The sequence below is a fragment of the Rhizobiaceae bacterium genome (assembly GCA_023953845.1).
In the GTDB taxonomy this organism is placed as follows: domain Bacteria; phylum Pseudomonadota; class Alphaproteobacteria; order Rhizobiales; family Rhizobiaceae; genus Arvimicrobium.
On the sequence record JAMLJC010000001.1, the window covers coordinates 4,397,197 to 4,417,717 of the forward strand.

At 63.4% G+C, this 20,521-nt stretch carries 19 protein-coding genes; 6 read left to right on the top strand and 13 right to left on the bottom strand.

All coding sequences use genetic code 11. The annotated features are described in order from the left end of the window. Positions 1-398 precede the first annotated feature (398 nt). The 3 genes from M9955_21725 to M9955_21735 all read left to right on the top strand — a co-directional run bounded on the left by M9955_21725 (position 399) and on the right by M9955_21735 (position 3,696). A complete protein-coding gene (locus tag M9955_21725) occupies positions 399-1,091 on the top strand; it encodes a TerC family protein (GenBank protein MCO5084263.1) in 693 nt (230 codons plus the stop codon). Positions 1,092-1,201: 110 nt separating this feature from the next. Beyond that, positions 1,202-2,518: a 30S ribosomal protein S12 methylthiotransferase RimO gene (rimO, locus tag M9955_21730; protein ID MCO5084264.1), complete on the top strand. Its 1,317-nt coding sequence runs from the start codon at positions 1,202-1,204 to the stop codon at positions 2,516-2,518. A 71-nt stretch (positions 2,519-2,589) separates the two neighbouring features. Beyond that, complete coding sequence (locus tag M9955_21735; GenBank protein ID MCO5084265.1) at positions 2,590-3,696, top strand: acyltransferase; 1,107 nt, start codon at positions 2,590-2,592, stop codon at positions 3,694-3,696. A gap of 53 nt (positions 3,697-3,749) precedes the next feature. Here the strand turns inward: M9955_21735 and M9955_21740 are convergent, their stop codons facing one another. From M9955_21740 to M9955_21790, 11 genes are all read right to left on the bottom strand, one after another. Continuing rightward, a complete protein-coding gene (locus M9955_21740; protein MCO5084266.1) occupies positions 3,750-4,754 on the bottom strand; it encodes a substrate-binding domain-containing protein in 1,005 nt (334 codons plus the stop codon). A 170-nt stretch (positions 4,755-4,924) separates the two neighbouring features. Continuing rightward, positions 4,925-5,938 carry an ABC transporter permease gene (locus M9955_21745; GenBank protein ID MCO5084267.1) on the bottom strand — a complete coding sequence of 338 codons (1,014 nt, stop codon included), beginning with the start codon at positions 5,936-5,938 and terminating at the stop codon, positions 4,925-4,927. Between the two features lie 79 nt (positions 5,939-6,017). Then, the gene (locus tag M9955_21750; GenBank protein ID MCO5084268.1) at positions 6,018-6,758 is read right to left on the bottom strand and encodes an ATP-binding cassette domain-containing protein; all 741 of its coding nucleotides are present in this window, start codon (positions 6,756-6,758) and stop codon (positions 6,018-6,020) included. 192 nt (positions 6,759-6,950) lie between these two features. Further along, positions 6,951-8,027 carry a BMP family ABC transporter substrate-binding protein gene (locus M9955_21755; GenBank protein ID MCO5084269.1) on the bottom strand — a complete coding sequence of 359 codons (1,077 nt, stop codon included), beginning with the start codon at positions 8,025-8,027 and terminating at the stop codon, positions 6,951-6,953. 52 nt (positions 8,028-8,079) lie between these two features. Next, positions 8,080-9,000 carry an ABC transporter permease gene (locus M9955_21760; GenBank protein ID MCO5084270.1) on the bottom strand — a complete coding sequence of 307 codons (921 nt, stop codon included), beginning with the start codon at positions 8,998-9,000 and terminating at the stop codon, positions 8,080-8,082. A gap of 2 nt (positions 9,001-9,002) precedes the next feature. Beyond that, positions 9,003-10,091: an ABC transporter permease gene (locus M9955_21765; GenBank protein MCO5084271.1), complete on the bottom strand. Its 1,089-nt coding sequence runs from the start codon at positions 10,089-10,091 to the stop codon at positions 9,003-9,005. Beyond that, a complete protein-coding gene (locus M9955_21770) occupies positions 10,091-11,674 on the bottom strand; it encodes an ABC transporter ATP-binding protein (GenBank protein ID MCO5084272.1) in 1,584 nt (527 codons plus the stop codon). Before M9955_21770 ends, M9955_21765 begins: the two co-directional genes overlap by 1 nt. A gap of 120 nt (positions 11,675-11,794) precedes the next feature. After that, positions 11,795-12,769 (bottom strand): quinone oxidoreductase, encoded by a 975-nt coding sequence (locus tag M9955_21775; protein MCO5084273.1) that lies wholly within the window; start codon positions 12,767-12,769, stop codon positions 11,795-11,797. 2 nt (positions 12,770-12,771) lie between these two features. Next, a complete protein-coding gene (locus tag M9955_21780) occupies positions 12,772-13,533 on the bottom strand; it encodes a phosphatidylcholine/phosphatidylserine synthase (GenBank protein ID MCO5084274.1) in 762 nt (253 codons plus the stop codon). Between the two features lie 41 nt (positions 13,534-13,574). Beyond that, entirely contained in the window at positions 13,575-14,189 is a 615-nt protein-coding gene (locus M9955_21785; GenBank protein MCO5084275.1) for a DUF1326 domain-containing protein, read from the bottom strand. A 16-nt stretch (positions 14,190-14,205) separates the two neighbouring features. Then, entirely contained in the window at positions 14,206-15,090 is an 885-nt protein-coding gene (locus M9955_21790; protein MCO5084276.1) for a DUF2182 domain-containing protein, read from the bottom strand. Positions 15,091-15,182: 92 nt separating this feature from the next. On the opposite strand from M9955_21790, the gene M9955_21795 reads away from it, so the two are divergent. Further along, positions 15,183-16,391 carry a UbiH/UbiF family hydroxylase gene (locus M9955_21795; protein MCO5084277.1) on the top strand — a complete coding sequence of 403 codons (1,209 nt, stop codon included), beginning with the start codon at positions 15,183-15,185 and terminating at the stop codon, positions 16,389-16,391. On the opposite strand, the gene M9955_21800 is transcribed toward M9955_21795, so the two are convergent. Next, complete coding sequence (locus M9955_21800) at positions 16,368-17,330, bottom strand: AEC family transporter (protein ID MCO5084278.1); 963 nt, start codon at positions 17,328-17,330, stop codon at positions 16,368-16,370. The genes M9955_21795 and M9955_21800 overlap by 24 nt on opposite strands. Positions 17,331-17,448: 118 nt before the next feature. On the opposite strand from M9955_21800, the gene hspQ reads away from it, so the two are divergent. Beyond that, on the top strand, positions 17,449-17,781 hold the full coding sequence (gene hspQ, locus M9955_21805) for a heat shock protein HspQ (protein MCO5084279.1): 333 nt from the start codon (positions 17,449-17,451) through the stop codon (positions 17,779-17,781). Between the two features lie 75 nt (positions 17,782-17,856). Here hspQ and M9955_21810 read toward each other — a convergent pair whose 3' ends face one another. Then, on the bottom strand, positions 17,857-18,489 hold the full coding sequence (locus tag M9955_21810) for an invasion associated locus B family protein (GenBank protein ID MCO5084280.1): 633 nt from the start codon (positions 18,487-18,489) through the stop codon (positions 17,857-17,859). Positions 18,490-18,728: 239 nt separating this feature from the next. Between M9955_21810 and M9955_21815 the strand changes: the two genes are divergently transcribed. After that, a complete protein-coding gene (locus tag M9955_21815) occupies positions 18,729-20,519 on the top strand; it encodes an extracellular solute-binding protein (protein ID MCO5084281.1) in 1,791 nt (596 codons plus the stop codon). Positions 20,520-20,521 lie beyond the last annotated feature (2 nt).

Genomic DNA, 20,521 nt, shown 5'->3' on the forward strand with positions numbered 1-20,521 from the left:
CGGTACTCTCACTGCTTCTCCCCGACGCGACCGCCCCAAGCCCTCCCTTGTTGCGTTATAGCGTCCCGAACGAAATACTCTACCCGAAAACGACACTTGCCTTCCGGCTTTCCGTCGTTTCCGCCTGAAGGTATCGACCTTATCTTACCGTATTCTTCCCGAGAGACGGGCTTTGTCGGAAAATCCAGGGATGGAGCGGGAACCTTTCCCGCCTGGCTTCGTTTTCATCGCCGACGGGCATCTCCCCGCCCCCAACCCCATGCCCGTCATTTCAAGCCGGCTGCAACGCCGGCTTTTTCTTGTCATTAAGGCGGGTCGGTGTCCGTTAGAGGCCCACCTTGACGGCACCGAGACACCTCTTTACGGCATGCCTTCATACATCTTCGAGGATGCACTCCATGGAAATCTTCACCGCCGCCGGCTTTGAGGCTCTGCTCAAGGTCATCGCCATCGATCTGGTGCTGGCCGGCGACAACGCCATCGTAATCGGACTCGCCGCAGCCGGCCTGCCTGCCGATCAGCGAAAGCGCGCCATCCTCGTTGGCATCATCGCGGCGACGGTGCTCAGGATCGGCTTCGCGCTGATCACGACGTGGCTGCTGCAGATCGGCCCATTGCTCCTGATCGCCGGCGGTCTGCTGCTTCTCTGGGTGTGCTGGAAGATGTGGCGCGAACTGCGCGGCGGGCATCAGGAAGAGGAAGAGGCCGCGGAGGCCCTCAGCGACACCGATCTCAACGCCAGCGGCGCGATTGCGGACAGGGCTCCGCGCAAAACCTTCGCCCAGGCGGCGTGGCAGATCGTGATCGCCGACGTCTCGATGTCGCTCGACAACGTGCTGGCGGTGGCGGGCGCCGCCATGGAGCATCCGACGGTGCTCATATTCGGTCTCGCGCTGTCGATCGCCCTGATGGGGTTTGCCGCGTCCTACATCGCAAGGCTGCTGCACCGGTACCGTTGGATCGCCTATGTCGGCCTGCTCATCATCCTTTACGTCGCCGTCGAGATGCTGCTGGGAGGCGCGGTCAAGCAATGGCCGGACCAGCTCGGCTTCCTGAGCGGCTGGTTCGGCGGAGGGGTCGGCGGCCACTGACGGACCGCGCGGGGCGTCCGCCGCGAAATGCGCCGCTTGCGCTGACTGAGATTACATTCGGGGCGCGCCTGTGATAGGTGGCCGCCTTCTTCAAGAAGAGCTGAATGGAAATGGCCGCTCCACGCATAAGCTTTGTGAGCCTCGGTTGCCCGAAGGCGCTGGTGGATTCCGAGCGCATCATCACCCGTCTCCGCGCCGAAGGATACGAGATCAGCCGCAAGCATGACGGCGCCGATCTGGTGGTGGTCAATACCTGCGGCTTCCTCGACTCCGCCCGCGACGAGTCCCTCAACGCCATCGGCTCGGCGCTCTCGGAAAACGGCCGAGTGATCGTCACCGGCTGCCTCGGCGCAGAGCCGGAGGTCATCCGCGAGAAGCATCCGAACGTTCTCGCCATCACCGGTCCTCAGGCCTATGAGAGCGTGATGGCGGCGGTTCACGAGGCCGCGCCGCCCGCGCACGATCCGTTCGCCGATCTCCTGCCGCCACAGGGGGTGAAGCTGACGCCGCGCCACTACGCCTATCTGAAAATTTCCGAGGGCTGCAACAACCGCTGCACCTTCTGCATCATCCCCGCGCTGCGTGGCGACCTCGTATCGCGGCCCGCCGCCGATGTGCTGCGTGAGGCCGAAAAGCTGGTCTCCGCCGGCGTCAAGGAAATCCTCGTCATCTCCCAGGACACAAGCGCATACGGCATCGACCTCAAATACCAGACGAGCGTCTGGCAGGATCGCGAGGTGCGCACAAAGTTCCTCGACCTGTCGCGCGAACTCGGTGAGATGGGGGTATGGGTGCGCATGCATTACGTCTACCCCTATCCGCATGTCGACGAGGTCATCCCGCTGATGGCGGAAGGCAAGATCCTCCCCTATCTCGACATTCCGTTCCAGCATGCCGCGCCGCAGGTGCTCAAGAACATGCGGCGGCCGGCACATGCCGAGAAAGCCGCCGACCGCGTCCGGCGCTGGCGCGAAATCTGCCCGGACCTCGCTGTCCGCTCGACCTTCATCGTCGGCTTTCCGGGCGAGACGGACGAGGATTTCGAAACGCTGCTCGACTGGCTGGAAGAGGTGAAGATCGACCGGGCCGGCTGCTTCAAATACGAGCCGGTGAAAGGCGCGCGGTCCGAGGATCTCGGCCTTCCCGAAGTGCCGCAGGCCGTAAAGGAGCAGCGCTGGCACCGCTTCATGCAGCGCCAGCAGAAGGTTTCCGCCCAGCAGCTGAGAAAGAAGGTCGGCAAGCGGCTTTCCGTCATCATCGACGAGGCGAACGGCATGGCCGCGAAGGGCCGCACCAGATACGACGCGCCCGAGATCGACGGTGCGGTGCATTTCACTGCCCGCCGCCCGCTGCGCGTAGGCGACATCGTGACGGTCAAGGTCGACCGCGCGGACGCCTACGACCTTTATGGCGAGGCGGTCTCCTGAGGCGCAGACGCGCTTAACGTTTCCATCGCGACTTTGCGGTAAGGATCGGGCCTTCTTTTCCGGGGTGTCCATTGACCGCGCCGCAGAACCCGTTCGACCGCATCGCGACGCTCGACCTGCTGAGACTTGTCGCGGCCCTTGCCGTGGTCGGTTTCCACTATTTCTTCAGGGGTGCGGCGGCCGACGGCTATCTGAATGTGGCCTATCCTTCGGTCGCCTCCGTGGCGATCTACGGCTATCTCGGCGTCAACCTCTTCTTCCTGATAAGCGGCTTCGTCATCGCATGGTCGGCAGAGGGGCGCAGCTGGCAGGCTTTTGCCGTCGCGCGCTTCGCCCGCCTTTATCCCGGCTTCGTCACCTGCATGGCGATAAGCTGGATCGTGCTCGCAGCCGCCCAGCATCCGGCCTTCCCTGTGACGATGAAGCAGTTCGTCGCGAATCTCATCATTTTCTCGCCCGCGCTCGACGAGCCGTTCGTAGACGGCGTCTACTGGTCGATCGTGCTCGAGCTCATCTTCTACGGGTGGGTGACGCTGGCGATCATGGCGGGCGTGTTCTCCCGCCTCAAGCTGCAGCTTGTCGCCGGCTGGCTTGCGATGTGCGCGCTCAACGAATTCTACCTCGGCAGTGAGGCGTTGCGTCTTCTCTTCGTCACCGAATACGGCGCGCTTTTCGCAGCCGGTATCCTCGTGCAGCACATCCTTGCGAACGGGCGGTCCACCGAAACGCTGATGCTCTTTGCGGCGGCGTTTCTCTTGTCCTGCAACACCATGACCGTGGGCAGGGACTGGATGCAGGATCACTACGGCATTTCGATTCCGCTGGCGCAACTCGTGCTCGCCAATGCCGCGATCCACGCCATGCTTGTCGGCGCCGTCATTTCTCGCGAGCGTTTGGCAGCGACACCTCTGATCCTGATGGCTGGCGGCATCACCTATCCGCTCTACCTGCTTCACCAGCATGTCGGCTACGTCGCGATCAACGCGCTTGCACCGCGCCTCGGGGCGTGGGGCGCGGCACTCGCCACCATCCTCCTGATGCTGCTTGCTTCATGGGCCGTATGGCGGTTCGTCGAGCGGCCAGCGCGACGCCGCATCGTTGCCGTGCTTGGGCCTGCGATGGATCGTCTTGCCGCGCGGCTCCGCCGCCCGCCGGCAGCCGCCGAACCGCGAGCGTGACGAAAAGGCGGGCGAGGTTCCCCTCGCCCGCCTCACATTCTGAAACCCGCGTTCTACTTCGCGATGCAGGTATCGGCCGTTTCCGGCGTGCAGACGTCAAGACCGGTATAGGTCGGATCGGCCGGAGCCGGCTTGCCGTCCTTCATGTCCCTCAGGAAGAACATGGTCTTGTAGCCCATTTCGAACGGACGCTGGCCGACCTGGCCGAGCGAAAGGCCTTCCTTCATCTGGTCCATCTGCACCGGCAGCGTGTCGGCGACGACGAGCGCCAGTTCCTTCTTGGCGATCTTGTCCTTGTAGGGCTCGACCGCGGCGCGGTTGGCGTCCGGCACGAACTGCGGGAAGCCGCCCGTGGGCGTGAAGGCATCGAGGTTCGGCATCTTGGCCATGAAGTCCTGGAACTGCTGGACCGCGACCGGGAAGTCGTCGTTCGTGTAGAGCGGGCAGCCTTCGGCTTCCGTCCAGCCGTTCTCGCCGGCCAGGCGGTCGCCCGGCGACGTGGTGCCGGTCTTCCCGGCAAGCGTGTCGCGGATGCCCTGCATGCGCTCATTGTGGTTGGCCGCGGCCGCTCCGCCCGACTGGATGCAGATGCTGCCGCCGCTCGGCTTGATCTGCTGCACGATCTTGGCGATGTTCACGCCGATCTCGTAGTTATGCGTGCCGACATAGGCGACGCGCAGATCCTTGTTTTCCGGCAGCAGATCCGAATCCCAGGTGAGGACCGGAATGCCGGCATCCTTGGCTGCCTGGAGCGCAACGGCCATCGCCGCGGCATTCGAAGGCGAAACGGCGATGCCGTCGACCTTCTTGGCCACGAGATCCTGCACGATCTGCACCTGCTCCTCGCCGCCGCCATGCTCGCCGGGGCCGATATACATGCACTCGAACGCGCCGTTGGCTTCGGCTTCGGCCTTCTTGCAGCCGTCGCGCGCCTGATCGAAGAACGGATTGTTCATGTTCTTCGGCACGAGCGCGAAGACATATTTCTGCTGCGCGTAAGCCTGTCCCGCCATCAGCGCGGAAAGCGCCACGGCGGCCGTCAAAACATACTTTTTCACTGCTTCCTCCACTGGTTCTTCTTACTGACCACCAAAGCCCGGCAGCCTCCTTCCTGCCACCGGATTCCCAGGACATTTCCGTGCCTCTTCGAGCAACGGAAATGTCCTATCTCTCTGTATTTTCAGTCAATCCCGGACACACGGCCGATATGTGCCTTGCCGGAACCGTTCTAACCGCGCCTCCAGGTAAACAGCCCCTCCAGTGTCGCCATGAGCGACTTTCCGCTGGTCTGCATGCCGAGAAGCACGGCGAGAATGATGAAGATGCCGACGAACGCGCCCTGCCAGTTCGAATCGATACCGGCCATCAGCAGCGCGTTGCGGATGACTTCGAGGAAGGCGGACCCGATGACCGCGCCGAAGGCCGTCCCGTAGCCGCCCATAAGGTTGGCTCCGCCTATGACGGTGCCTGCAATGACACGCAACTCGTAGCCGGTTCCCATCGCGTTGATGGCCGAGCCGCTGTAGCCGAGCAGCAGGAGCGAGGCGATCGCCGCGCAGAATGCCGAGAAGACGTATGCCTGGAACTTGATCCAGTCGACGGGCACGCCGGTCAGCCGCGCCGCATGCTCGTTGCCGCCGATGGCGAAGAGATGCCGCGCCCATGCGGTGAAGATGAAGACGAAGCCAAGCGCCAGCGCCATGACCACCATCACCCAGAAATGCGAGGAGAGCGACGGTATCCAGGTCGGAAGCCAACTGTCGGCGGTGTGGACCGGCCATTTCGCCTGCCCGATGGCCTTGACGATCGGCGCATCCGGCCCGAACTGGTAAAGCATCTGGTTACCGGAAAGCACGACGGCGAGCGAGCGGGCGATAGAAAGCATGCCCAGCGTCACGACGAAGGACGGCATGCCGATATAGGCGACGAAGAAGCCGTTGAAGGCGCCGCATGCCAGTCCGGCCAACAGGCCCGCGCCGAAGGCGACATACCACGAATAGTGCCAGGTCAGCATAAGCCCGGCAACGATGGCGACCAGCCCCATCACCGAACCGACCGAGAGGTCGATGCCGCCGGTGATCAGCACCACCGTCATGCCCAGCGCCATGATCGCGATCGGCGCGAAGTTGCGCGTGATGTTCGTGACGTTGTCGGTCGTGCCGAAGCTCGGTTCCAGTATGGTCATGAAGACGATGAGCATCGCCAGCGCGACCGTCACCCAGAACGCCTGGCTGGTGATCATTCTCTGGAAGGCGGTATGCTCCTTGATCCCGACGACGTCGGAAATCGAAGCGTGGCCTTCATTGACGGCTTCGGTTTCGCTAGGCGGCACGGATCGCTCCCGTGATGAGGCCGGTGATCTCTTCCGGCGAGGTTGTCTCGGTGCGCTTGTCGGCGACCTTCGTACCCCGGCGCAGAACGACGATACGGTCGCAGACGGCAAACACGTCGGGCATGCGGTGACTGATGAGCATGACGGAAACGCCCCGCGCCTTGAGCCGGCGGATGAGTTCGAGCACCTCCGCGACCTGCCGCACCGAAATCGCCGCGGTCGGCTCGTCCATCAGAACGAGCTTGGCGTTCGAGAGGCGCGTGCGTGCGATGGCGACTGCCTGACGCTGCCCGCCGGACATCTTCTTGACGAGATCGCGCGGCCGCGTCTCCGATTTCAGCTCCGCGAACAGCCCGGCCGAACGGTCGATCATCGCCTGCTTGTCGAGGATGCGGAACGGCCAGAAGCCCTTCTTGACCTCGCGCCCGAGGAAGACGTTCTGCGCCGCGGTCAGATTGTCCGCCAGCGCGAGATCCTGATAGACAACCTCTATACCCTCGGCGCGCGCCTCGATCGGCTTGTGGAAATGACAAACCTTGCCATCGACGGTGATCTCGCCTTCGGACGGCGGAAAATTTCCTGCGATCAGCTTCACCATCGTGGACTTGCCGGCGCCATTGTCGCCCATCAAGCCGATGACCTCGCCGGCGCCGACCGCGAAGCTCACATCAGACAAAGCGCGGATTGCGCCAAAGCTCTTGCCCACGCCGCGGACTTCAAGCAGCGACATTCAGCCTTCTCCTCCCGTCCGCCGGTCGTTCCCACTGGTCGGACCAGCTAGTCTAATCAGAGAATTTGTCCGTCGTCACCCCTTAAGCGACCTTTTTATAGATCGATTTAAACGTTTGCGCCGGAATGACGCAAATGACAAAGGGCGCCGGTTTCCCGACGCCCTTTCCCAGTGCATGAAATGTATGCAGGCTTACTGCGGAAGTTTGTCGTCGACGCCCTTCACATAGAAGTTCAGACCGAGCAGAACGCCGTTGTCGGCAACTTCGCCGGCCTTCAGCCACTCGGTCCCGTCCTGTTTGGTGATGGGACCGGTGTAGGGATTGAACTCGCCCGACTTGATCTTCGCCTCGGCCTCCTCGGCCGCCTTCTTCACGTCGTCCGGCATATTGGCGTAGGGCGCCATGACGACATGGCCTTCCTTCATGCCGCCCCAGATGTCGACCTGCTGCCAGGTGCCGTCGATGACCGCCTTGATCCGCTCAGCGTAATACGGCCCCCAATTGTCGACGATCGAAGTGAGCTGGGTCTCCTTGCCGAAGTTGATCATGTCGGAGGCCTGGCCGAAGGCCTTGATGCCGCGCTCGGCCGCCACCTGCATCGGCGCCGTGGAATCGGTGTGCTGGGTGATGATATCGGCGCCCTGGTCGATCAGCGCCTTGGCGGCGTCAGCCTCCTTGCCGGGGTCGAACCAGGTATTGGCCCAGACCACCTTCACCTTGAAGTCGGGATTGACCGACTGCGCGCCGAGCATGAAGGCGTTGATGCCGAGAACGACTTCGGGGATCGGGAACGAGGCGATGTAGCCCGCTACGCCTGCTTTCGACATCTTGGCGGCGATGACGCCCTGAACGTACCGGCCTTCATGGAATTTCGAGTTGTAGGTCGCGACATTCGGATGCTCGCGCTTGAAGCCGGTGGCGTGTTCGAATTTCACGTCGGGGAACTTGCCCGCCACCTTGTTGGTAGCGTCCATATAGCCGAACGACGTCGTGAAGATGATGTTGCAGCCGGACCGCGCAAAGCGCTCCAGCGCGCGTTCCGCGTCCGCGCCTTCCGGCACGCTTTCGAGATAGGCAAGCTCGACCTGCTCTTCGCCGCCCAGCTCCTTCTGCGCCTCGAGCGCGCCCTGATGATGCTGATAGGACCAGCCGAAATCACCGATCGGGCCGACATAGATGAAGCAGGCCTTGACCTTTGCCTCGGCCGAAACCGCTCCGAACGCGGTGACGGCGGCAGCCGCCGCCAGTGTCAGAAGTGTTTTTTTCATTGACCTTGATCCTCTAGAGGTTTGAAGCACAGGGCTTTCCCGTCTTTTCTCCTTAGCGGTCTGGCACGAACGGCCGGCCCAGTGATGCCGGTGTGTTGATCATGGTCAGACGCCTGTTTCGGGAGATTAGAACAAGAACGAGGATCGTCGCCAGATAGGGCAACGACGAAAGTAGCTGTGACGGCACGCCTATCCCCAGCGCCTGCGCGTGGAGCTGGCCGATGGTGACGGCGCCGAACAGATAGGCGCCCGCCAGCACCCGCCACGGGCGCCATGAGGCGAACACGACGAGGGCCAGCGCGATCCAGCCGCGCCCGGCCGTCATGTTCTCCACCCATTGCGGCGTATAGACGATCGACAGATAGCCCCCGGCAAGCCCGGCGCAGGCGCCGCCGAACATCACCGCCAGATAGCGGATGCCGATGACGTTGATGCCCAGCGCATGCGCCGAGGCGTGGTTGTCTCCGACCGAGCGCAGAGTGAGTCCCGCCCGTGTGCGGAAGAGAAACCACGCGACGCCTGCCGTCAGCGCGATCGATACGTAGAAGATGGGGTCCTGGCCGAACACCAGCCTGCCGACAAGCGGCAGGTCGGAAAGATACGGGATATAGATGTTTCCGAGCTTCACCCCCGGCAGGCCGACGAAACCCTCGCCGATCATGCCCGAGAGACCGAGACCAAGCAGCGTCAGCGCCAGCCCGGTCGCAACCTGATTGGTGACGAGCGAAAGCGTCAGCACGGCGAACAGCAGGGAAAACAGCGCGCCGACGACGAGGGCGGCAAGAAAGCCGAGCCACGGCGAACCGGTCGTGAGCGCCACGCCGAAGCCCGTGACGGCGCCCATGATCATCATGCCCTCGACGCCGAGATTGAGCACGCCGGAGCGCTCCACGACGAGCTCCCCGATGCCGGCGATGAGCAGCGGCGTCGCGGCGGTGGCTATGGTCAGCAGGACGGCCTCGAAGATGCCCACGCTCAGGCCTCCGCCGTTTTGGCCGCCGCAGTCCGGACCAACCTGATCTTATAGTGGATGAGCGTGTCGCAGCCGAGCACGAAAAAGAGCAGCATTCCCTGGAAGGCGCGCACCACCTTGTCGGACAGGCCCACCGATATGGAAGCGGCCTCGCCGCCGAGATAGGTCAGCGCCAGCACCAGCCCCGCCGCGACGATGCCGAGCGGGTTCAGCCGGCCGAGGAAGGCGACGATGATGGCAGTGAAGCCGTAGCCGACCGACAGCTTCTCGTTGAGCGCGCCGACCGCGCCCGAGACTTCCGATATGCCGGCCAGCCCCGCGAGCGCGCCGGAGACGAGGAAGGCGAAGAACACCATGCGCGATGACGAGAAGCCGGAAAAACGGCCGGCGCGCGGGCTTTGGCCGAGCACCTTCACCTCGAAGCCCTTCAGCGTCTTCGACAGCATGAACCAGACGACGACCGCCGCAACCAGTGCGAAGACGAAGCCCCAGTTGGCGCGTCCGGCTGCCGGCCAGATCTCCGGCAGAATGGCGTATTCGTGGAAAGGAGCCGTGCCGGGAAAGCTCATGCCCTGCGGGTTGCGCCAGATGCCGCGTACCAGCCAGTCGTTGAAGAGCTGCGCGACATAGACCAGCATCAGGCTGGTCAGGATCTCGTTGGTATTGAAGCGCACTTTCAGGAAGGCGGGAATCGCCGCATAGGCCGCCCCGCCCGCCATGCCCATCAAAAGCATCAGCGGCAGGACGATCCAGGACTGGAATTGCGGGAACAGGACTGGAAGGATCGACCCGACTACGGCGCCGATGATGAACTGGCCCTCGGCCCCGATATTCCAGTTGTTGGAAAGATAGCAGACCGAGAGACCCACCGCGATCAGGATGAGCGGGGCGGCCTTGATCGCCAGTTCGTGCAGCGACCACATCTCGCGCAGCGGATCGATGAAGTAATAGTAGAGCGCTTCCAGCGGGTTCTTGCCCAGCAGCGAGAACATGATGACGCCGGCGATCAGCGTCAGCGCCAGCGCGATGAAGGGCGACAATGCGCTGAAAAGGGCGGAATGCTGCGGTCGCCTGACGAGTTCGATGCGCATCACACGACCTCCCTCTCGCGGTGGTCGACATGGCCCGGCTCGGACCCGCCCATCAGCAGGCCGATCTTCTCGAAGGTCGCCTCGGCGATCGGAATGGGCTTCGAAAGTTCGCCATTGTGCATCACCGCGATCGCGTCCGAGATCTCGAATAGCTCGTCGAGGTCCTGGCTGATCACCAGAACGGCGGAACCGCTGCGCGCGAGTTCGATCAGCGCCTGACGTATTCTGGCCGCCGCGCCCGCATCAACGCCCCAGGTCGGCTGGTTGACGACCAGGACGCTCGGCCGCCGGTCGAGCTCGCGGCCGATGATGAATTTCTGCAGATTGCCGCCCGACAGCGCCGCAGCCTCGGGGTCGACGGCGCTCTTGCGCACGTCCATGGCCTCGACGATGCGCTGCGAGGCGCTTGCGACGGCGCTTCCGGCAATGACGCCCAGCGTCTTCAGGAATGCCTTGCGGTCGGTCCTGTGCCTGGAGAGCAGGAGGTTTTCCGACAGCTTCATGCGCGGCGCGGCGCCGTGGCCCAACCGCTCCTCCGGCACGAAAGCCGCGCCGAGCAGCCGCCGGCCGGATATGCCCAGCCTGCCGACCGGCTTGCCGCGCACCGTGATCACCTCGGGGCTGTCCTGCAGCGCCTCGCCGGAGATCGCCTCGAAGAACTCGCCCTGCCCGTTGCCGGCAACACCAGCGATGCCGAGCACCTCGCCACCCTTGACGCTCAGCGAGATGTTCCGCAGCCGCATGGAGAACGGTCCCGCCGGCTTGCGGCTCAGCCCGTTGATGCCGAGCAGTTCGGCGCCGCCATCGGTTGCCGGAGGCGTGCGCTCGGCGCTCTTCACCTCGGTGCCGACCATCATCCGGGCCAGCGAAGCCGCGGTCTCCTTGCGCGGATCGCAATGATCGACGACCTTGCCGTGCCGCATGACGGTGGCGCTGTCGCACATGCGCTTCACTTCCTCGAGGCGATGCGAGATGTAGAGGATCGACTTGCCTTCGGAACGCAGGCGTTCGAGCGTCTCGAAGAGCTTGTCCGCTTCCTGGGGCGTCAACACCGATGTCGGCTCGTCGAGGATGATCAGATCCGGCGTCTGCAGCAGGCAGCGGATGATCTCGATGCGCTGCCGCTCGCCGACCGATAGATCGCCGACGACGGAATAGGGGTCGAGCGGCAGGCCGTAGCTGTAGGATAGCGCCTTGGACTTGGCGGCGATCGCGCCGATCGGCGTCTCCCGGTCGAGCGAGAGCGCGATGTTCTCGGCCGCCGTCAGCGCATCGAACAATGAAAAATGCTGGAATACCATGCCGATGCCGAGCTTTCTTGCAGCGTTCGGATTGGCGATGCGGACGGCGCGCCCGTTCCACACTATTTCCCCGTCATTCGGCTCCAGCGATCCGAACAGCATCTTGACGAGCGTCGATTTGCCGGCGCCGTTTTCGCCGAGCAGTGCGTGGATCTCTCCCTTGCGGATCTTGAGATCCACATGGTCGCACGCCTTGAGCGTCCCGAAGACCTTTGTCAGGCCGCGAGTCTCAAGCAGGTACGGGCCTGCTCCGACGGAGCCTGGCTGCACGTAATCCCCCATTCTTGCTTTTCTTTGTTCCCTTGAAGGCATCGTAGGGCCGAGCGCACAGGAGTGCAACGCACGCGGCAGTTTGAAACAGCTTCAAATTATCGAGCGGATTTCCGCAAGGGTATCGATCGGTCACGGGATGAGGATCGTCGTGCCCGTCGTCTTGCGCGCCTCGAGATCGGCGTGGGCACGCGCGACATCGGCAAGCAGGTAGCGCTGGTTGATGCGGATATGGACCGCACCCTTCGCGATCACGTCGAAAAGGGCGTCGGCGGCAGCCTCGAACTCCGCCCGCTCCGCGATATAGGCGAACAGCGTCGGCCGCGTCGCATAGAGCGAACCTTTCTGGGACAGGATAGCCATGTTGAACGGCGGGATCGGTCCCGACGACTGGCCGAAGCTGACGAACATTCCGCGCCGCCGCAGGCAGTCCAGCGAGCCCGGAAACGTATCCTTGCCGACCGAATCGTAGACGACGTCGCATTTCTTCCCGTCCGTGATCCGGGCGACTTCCGCGACGAAATCCTGCTCGCTGTAGTTGATGACGTGGTCGTAGCCGTGCTCCAGCGCGAGCGCCACCTTCTCAGGCGAACCGGCAGTGCCGATCGTCGTGACACCGAGGTGCCGCGCCCATTGCCCGAAGAGCAGGCCGACACCACCGGCCGCCGCATGATAGAGCACGGTCTCTCCGGGCTTCACCTTGTAGGTGCGGCGCAGCAGATACTCGACCGTCAGGCCCTTGAGCATCACGGCGGCAGCCTGCTCGTCGGTGACGCCGTCGGGAATCTTCACCAGCTTGTCCGCCTCGATCACCCGCTGTTCGCTGTAAGCGCCGAGGGAAGTGATGTAGGCGACGCGGTCGCCCTCCTTCAGCCCTTGCACGCCGGTGCCAAGCCCGACGACCACGCCCGCCGCTTCGGCCCCCGGAATCACCGGCAAATGCGGCGTCGGGTAAAGCCCGCTGCGATAGTAGGTATCCAGAAAATTCAGCCCTATTGCGGTGTGCCGGATCAATACCTCGCCGGGACCGGGAACGCCGGGATCGACGTCCTCGTAGATCAATACCTCAGGGCCGCCATTGGCGTGGATACGGATCGCCTTGGCCATGGTCATTTCCTTTTTGCGCCCAGTTTCGGAAAGAGCTGCATGACGCCGCCGATGCAGAACAGGTAGATGCCGGTGACGGCGATGCCTGTCTTGGTGACAACATCCACATGCTCGCCCAGCACGCCGATGCGATTATAGAAGGCGGCCATGGCGGCCTGCGCCAGGGCAAGCGCGCCGAACGCACACCATAGCAGCGTCACGCCGAGGTTGATGGTCCGCAACCGCACGACCCGTACCGGATGAATGAAATAGACCGGCACGAAAGTGAGAATGCCGGCGACGACCACGACGCCGAACGCCACCCATTCGCCTGGTTCGATGACGAAAAGGGTGAACACGACCATGTTCCAGACGACGGGAAACCCTTTGAAGAAGTTCTCCTTCGTCTTCATGCCGGTGTCGGCGTAGTAGATGGCGCTCGACACCACGATGATGGCCGCCGACAGGAAAGACAGCCCCTCCCCCATGAAGCCGCGCTGGTAGAGCGCGAAGGCCGGGATGATGACGTAGGTCGTGTAGTCGATGACGTTGTCGAGCAGTTCGCCGGACCATGTCGGCAGAACCTCCTTGACGTCGAGCTTGCGCGCAATCGGCCCGTCGATGCCGTCGACCAGCAGCGCCAGCCCGAGCCACCAGAACATCGCGGTCCAGCGTTCCTCGCTGGCCGCCACGAGCGACAGGAAGGCGAGGAAAGAACCCGACGCCGTCAGCACATGCACGAGGAAGGCGCGGGCCTGCGGCCACGTCACCTTCTTCTTCGGCATCGGTATCCTCTCCGCAAGCTTCTTGCGGGTGTTGCGGGCGCTCACGGTCCGCGCCAGTCGAGTTTGCAGATTTCCGCGGAACGGCCCGCGAAATTCCAGTTGCGCCCGAAAGCGCGCATCCTGCTCTTTTCCGACCTGGCGACGATGATTTCCGGGGCGATCCAGTATTCGGAATTGACGATCTTCGTGTCGCTTTCGCGATCCTTTCCCGGAACGGGCGTCACCGCGCCATCGATGATCTTCGGAATCTGGAAAATCCGGGTCCGGTCGCGAACCTCATAGGTGATGGGCGCGCGCTGGACGCCGAGGAAGTTGCCGACGAGGATGGACAGCAGCGATGTCGTGCCGCCGGCCTTGCCGGAAAAAATCCTGCCGATCGCCTTCGCCGCGTAGATCGAGGCGCGCTCGTCCACGAAAAGGCCCGCGGTCCAGTTGCCCCGGCTCATATAGCCGGGAATCTCCATGACGAGGCCGAGATTCAGGCCGGAGAGATCGACATCGCCGAAGTGTCCGGCATCGATGCGAAAGCCGGCCCATGTCTGGCAGTAGCCTTCGGTCGGCGGATGGTTGCCGAGCGACAGCACGCACGGACAGAAAACGGTGCAATTGCAGGAGAGGACAAGCTCCCCCTTCAATGCCCAGCTCTGGTCGGCCATGCTCTTCCCTTGCGCGTCAAAGCGACAGTAATAGCAGCGCCGCGCCCCAGACAAGCAGTATCACACCTGCGACGCGACTAATCACAGCGCCGTTCAACTGTTTTTCGGCAAGCGCGAACACGCCGAGCAGCGCCATCCAGAACACGTTCATCAGGCCCACGGCGAACATGACGAGCATCAGCGCCCAGCAGCATCCGAGGCAAAAGAGGCCCTGCTCCACGCCGAGCCGGAATATGCCGGACGGCGTCGTCGTCCAGCGGGAGAAAAGCACGCCGAACGGATTGCGGCACTTTTCGAGACAGGCCTGCTTCAACCGGCTGAACTGGTATAGGCCGGCAACAGCCAGCGCCGCGGCGGCCGCAGGATAGGCGGCCCTCTCCGAGCTTCCCGTACCAATCTTCTGGATCGCGACGGTAATCGCGGCGAGGACCAACGATGCGGCAAGCCATACCGTCAGATATCCGCCGACAAGGACCAGCGGATGCACAGCGGCGTGCTTCTGCCGGCCTGCCGTGTCGGCAAGCTCGCAGTAGGTCCGGATCATCGGCACGGCCGAAGGCAGCATCATCGCCACAGACATGAGGAACCACATCAGCGAAAATGCCGGAAACGCCTGCGCGGCGGATACCTGAAGGCCGACCGGGCCGAGACAGAGATCGAGCAATCGCTCAAGGGCCAGAGGCAGCGGCAGATCGGGCAGGTATTCGAACAGATGCGCGCCGGGCGTTCCGATACCGGATGTTTCGGCGCTTCGTGCCGCGAAGCCGATGAGGATTGCCCAGGAGACCGCCAAGGCAAGCGCGAGCGCCGCGTATATCACGCCTTTCGGGGACACGGACAGGCGCGCTGCCGCCCGGCCGGCGCGGTCGAGATTGTCGAAACCCGGTTCAACCGACGTCATTTTCGAGCAATGGGCCGAATCGCCGCGTTGATCAAGGACGGGCGGTGCGCCTAGTTAGATGGATGCAGCGTCGCCTTGATCGCGGTGAGACCATGACCGACCGAGACCGAAATCCAATTCTCGTCGCAGGGACCGGCCCGGCCGGTCTGCTGGCGGCGCTGGGTCTGGCAAGGAGCGGACGGGAGATAACCCTTGTCGGCCCTGCCGCCGCGGACGATCGGCGGACAACCGCGCTGATGACCCCGGCGCTGCGCTACCTTCAGGAACTCGGTCTGCTCACGGCGATCGCACCGCAAGCGGCGCCCTTGCGGACGATGCGGATCGTCGACGCCACCTCACGCCTGATCCGCAGCCCGTCTGTCACTTTCCATGCCTCCGAGATCGGCGAGGACCATTTTGGCCTCAATATACCCAATACGGTGCTTCTGGACGCACTTTGGCAGGCGGTTCGGACGTCGCCCACGATCGACTGGCGCGAGACGACCGTTGAAACGTGGCAACTGGAGCCTGCCGAGGCGCGCGCGCTGCTCGCGGACGGCACGGCCGTTTCCGCTCCCGCGGCGATTGCGGCCGACGGGCGAAACTCCCCCGCGCGAAACGCGGCCGGTATCCGCGTCTCCACCACGGCCTATCCGCAAGCCGCTCTGGTGGTCAATTTCAGCCATACACGCAGCCACGGGTCTGTTTCGACGGAGTTCCATACCGAAACCGGGCCGTTCACGCAGGTGCCGCTTCCCGGCCTTCGGTCGAGCCTCGTCTGGGTGCTTGCGCCGGCCGTCGCAAAGGAGATGGCCGCGCTGGACGATGGGAAGCTGTCCCGCCGCATCGAGGAGCGCATGCAATCCATGCTCGGAGGTGTGACGGTCGAGCCGGGCCGGCAGGTCTATCCCCTTTCGGCCAGCCTGCCCGGCCGGTTCGCGTCCAATCGCGTCATGCTGGTCGGCGAGGCCGCCCACGTGTTCCCGCCAATCGGGGCGCAGGGGCTCAATCTCGGCATACGCGACGTGCAGGACGTGCTCTCCGTAGTTGAGGATTTTCCGGCCGACCCCGGCGCACCGGCCGCTCTCGCGCGATATGACCGGCTGAGGCGGCCGGATATCGTGGCGCGGACGACAGGCGTCAACCTGCTCAACCGCTCGCTGTTGTCGGACATGCTGCCGGCGCAGATGGCGCGGGGCGTTGGCCTCTCGCTGCTCGGGCAGGTGCCGCCGCTGCGCTCCTTCTTCATGCGCGAGGGTCTGGCGCCCGGAAGCGGCTTTCGCGGCGTGCTTTCGGACCTACGGAAACAGGTCCGGCGGTAGCGTTCCCGATTTGATCAGATAGAGCAGCGTCGTCACTGAGCCGACCGACAGCATTGTGGTGAGCAGGATGCTGGCCGATGCACGCTGCACCCATACGCCGTATTGCTGCGCGATCACAAACACGTTCGTCGCCGTGGGCAGCGCGGCAAGCAGGACCGCGGTGAACACCCAGGTTTCGGAAAAATTGCCGATCCAGCTCAACATCAGATAGCAGGCCGCCGGGTGAACGGCGAGCTTCAGCAACGCGATCGCCCCGAGTTCTACGGGCACCCGGTTGAGAGGCCTCAGGGCCAGCGTCACGCCCATGGCAAAGAGCGCGCAGGGCGCAGCGGCGCGCGAGAGATACTCGAAGAACCGGTCGATCGGCTCAGGCGGCCTCAAATGCAGCGCCGCCACCGCGACGCCGAGCGCGGTGGCAATGATGAACGGATGAAGCACGATACGACGCAAGACGTTGCCCGCGAGCCTCACCGGAGACGTCCTGTCCGCGCCCGCCAGCGCCATCATCATGGGCGCGATGGCGAAATGCATGATGTTCTCGAAACAGAAGATCAGAGCGACGGGGACGGCCGCTTCCTCGCCGAAGGCGAGCAGCGCCAGACCCGGACCCATATAGCCGATGTTGCCGTAGGCCGATGCCAGGCCTTTTATCGTCGCTTCGCGGATCTCGCCGCCCGACATCACCACCGAGGCGACGAACATGATCGAAAAGACGATATAGGTGGTGAACACGGAACCGAAGATGAAGCTCCATTCCGTCAGGCGCTCGATCGGCGTCTTGCCGAGAAGCTGGAAAAACAGCGCCGGCAAGGCGATGTAGACGACGAAGGTGTTCATCCAGCCGAGCGCTTCGAGCGGCTGGCGCGTGATGCGCGCGGCAAGGAAGCCGACCAGGATCAGGCCGAAGAAGGGGACGACAAGACCGATGACGTCGGACATCAGGATTCCAGAGGCAACCGGAACCGCGCTACGCGGCGCGTCCATCTGCGTCAAGGCCGACAGGGATTGAATTGCCCCGGACGAAGGTGCAATTAGCGGTCAACAACAGAAGAATGACATGGCAAGCGTCAAGACGGCCAAATTTCAGATCGGACAGGTTGTCCGACATAGGGTGTTTCCGTTTCGCGGCGTGATCTTCGACGTCGATCCGCAATTCGCGAACACGGAGGAATGGTATCGGTCCATTCCGGCCGAGGTGCGGCCGCGCAAGGATCAGCCCTTCTATCATCTGCTCGCTGAAAACTCGGAAACGGAATACGTCGCCTATGTTTCGGAGCAGAACCTGCTGAGCGACGATTCAGGCGAGCCGGTGCGGCATCCGCAACTGAGGGATATGTTCGACCGCATGCCTGACGGCCGCTACACGCCCAAGGCCATCGCGCGACACTGAGGCCGCATATATCGGAGAGTTGACAAAAAACGGGGCGCGAGGCCCCGTTTTCCTTAAGCTCCGAAGCCGGACGGATCAGTTCGCGGCTTTCGCCTTTTCCTGCTCTTCCTTGAGCTTCTTGGCGAAGTCCTCGTTGTTCTTCGACACGAAGTCCTGAAGCTTCTTCTGGCGGTCCTCGATGTCCGACTGCTGCAGAGGCGCACCATCATACGCGCCGGTGAAGCCCTTCAGCGTCACCTTCACCGGGTTCTGCTGGTTCTGGAAGTTGACCGATGTCAGGGTCAATTCCGAACCCTTCTTGAACGAGGCGACGAGCTGGTCGCTCAGCGGCACCTCTGCCACGCAGCGGTCGGGGAAGCAGATCACGTAGTCGAGCTTCTGGGCCTTGCCGCCGTCGATCTGCAGGCCGATGCCGGGGGGCACGAGGCGCCCGGTCGGCACGGTGACCTGAAACACCTTGCGGTTCACCTTGCCCTTGAGTTCAATCAGGCTGACGCCGGTGACCAGTTGGCCGCTGTCGGCCACGACGATGTTCTGCACGTTGCAGATGTCAACGTCCTCCTGCTTGGTGCAGGCCTTGAACCAGCCGTTCGGCACCTGCTGCTGCTGTGCCGAGGCCGGAGCGATTCCGACAGCGAGCAGGGCCGCGGCGCCGGCAGCCAGCGCCGAGAGAGGAGCAGCCGCGCGCATCGATCCGTTGATCTTCATAGATACCTCTTGCGATCCCGTTCGGCCGCCCACCCGGCCGGTGTCATTGGCTACCTGTTGTGCAAATGAGGCAACAGGATGACTTGGGAGCGCCTGTTACACCGGCACCGGGCGGGAATCCAGACAAAACGACATGACCAGGTGCGGAGTTCTACGAACACGGTTAGCCTCGGGATCGTGATAGGTTCAGCCCCGAATCATCTGCCTGGCACTGGAGGTCCGCGGTGGGCCGGAGGTTTTTGAATGCTCTGCTGATCGGGCTCTTCATGCTCGCTGGCATCGGCATGGCGTCGGCGCAGAAGTCGCACGGCATCGCGATGCACGGCGAGCCTGCGCTTCCCGCCGATTTCGCGAACTTTCCCTATGTCAATCCGGACGCCCCGAAAGGCGGACGCGTGGAATATGCCTGGCCGGGCACGTTCGACAGCATCAACCCCTTCATCGTGCAGGGCAGCGGCGCGCGCGGCAGCCTCGACCTGATGTTCGGCAACAATGTCTTCGACACGCTGATGATGCGTTCCGCCGACGAGCCGTTCACGCTCTATCCGCTGCTGGCCGAGGCGGTCGAGACCGACGACGCGCGAAGCTTCGCCGAATTCACGCTGGATGCGCGGGCCAGATTCTCGGACGGCGAGCCGGTGACGCCTGAAGACGTGATCTTCACCGTCGAGCTTCTGCGGGACAAGGGATTGCCGCGCTACGGCGTGACGGCCGGCAAGATCGCGTCCATGGAGAAAGTCGGCGAGCGCGGCGTGCGCTTCACCTTCAAGCAGCCCGACCGCGAGCTGCCGCTGATTCTCGGACTGATGCCGATCCTGCCGAAGCACGCGATCGACGCCGAGCGCTTCGACAAGTCGACGCTGACGCCGATGATCGGCAGCGGGCCGTATCGGCTCGCCGAGGTCAGGCCGGGCGATTCGCTCACCTTCCGGCGCAATCCGGATTATTGGGCGAAGGACGTCCCTTCAAAACGCGGCTTCGACAATTACGACGAGATCCGCCTCACCTACTACCGCGACGAGAACGCGCTGTTCGAAGCCTTCAAGAAGGGGCTGGTCGACGTCCTGCTGGACGAGAACAGCAGCCGCTGGACCACTCAGTACGACTTTCCCGCGGTGAAATCCGGCGCTGTCATCAAGGACACGATCGAGACGAAGCTACCGTCCGGCATGTTCGGCATCGTCATGAACACGAGGCGTCCGGCGCTCGCCGACCGCAGGCTGCGCGACGCGCTGACGGCGCTGTTCGATTTCGAATGGGTCAATCGCAACCTTTTCTCGGACACCTACACGCGCACGCGCAGTTTCTTCGACAATTCCGACCTTTCCAGCGCCGGCCGGCCGGCGAGCGAGGGAGAGAAAGCGCTGCTGGCCGCGTTTCCGGACGCGGTGCGGTCCGAGATCATGGCAGAAGGCTGGCTGCCGCCGAAGTCGGACGGCAGCGGGCGCGACCGAGCTTTCCTGCGCGTCGGCTTCGAGAAGCTGAAGGCCGCCGGCTATACGTTGCGCGATGGACGAATGATGGATGCAGACGGAAAGCCGCTGTCGTTCGAGATCATGCTGAAGGGCAGCGAGAACCAGCAGATCGCGGTCGCCTTCCAGCAGACCCTTGCCAGGCTGGGCGTGGACATCGTCATCCGCTCCGTGGACGCCGCGCAGTTCCTGCAGCGGCAGATCGACTACGATTTCGACATGATGTTCTTCCGCTACACGGGCTCGCTGTCACCGGGCGTGGAACAGGCGAGCCGCTGGGGCTCGGAGGTGCGCGACAAGCCCGGCACCTTCAACTATGCGGGCGTCGCCAATCCGGCGGTCGATGCGTTGCTGGATCATCTGGTCAATGCGCGGACACGACCGGAATTCATCGATGCGGTGCGGGCTCTGGATCGCGTCCTGTTGAGTGGCGCCTATGTCATCCCGCTCTATTTCAAGCCGGAACAGTGGGTGGCGCGCTGGGCGCGCATCGAGCGGCCCGACGTGATTCCCATTCAGGGCGCTCAGTTCCCCACTTGGTGGCACAGGAAGGACTAGCC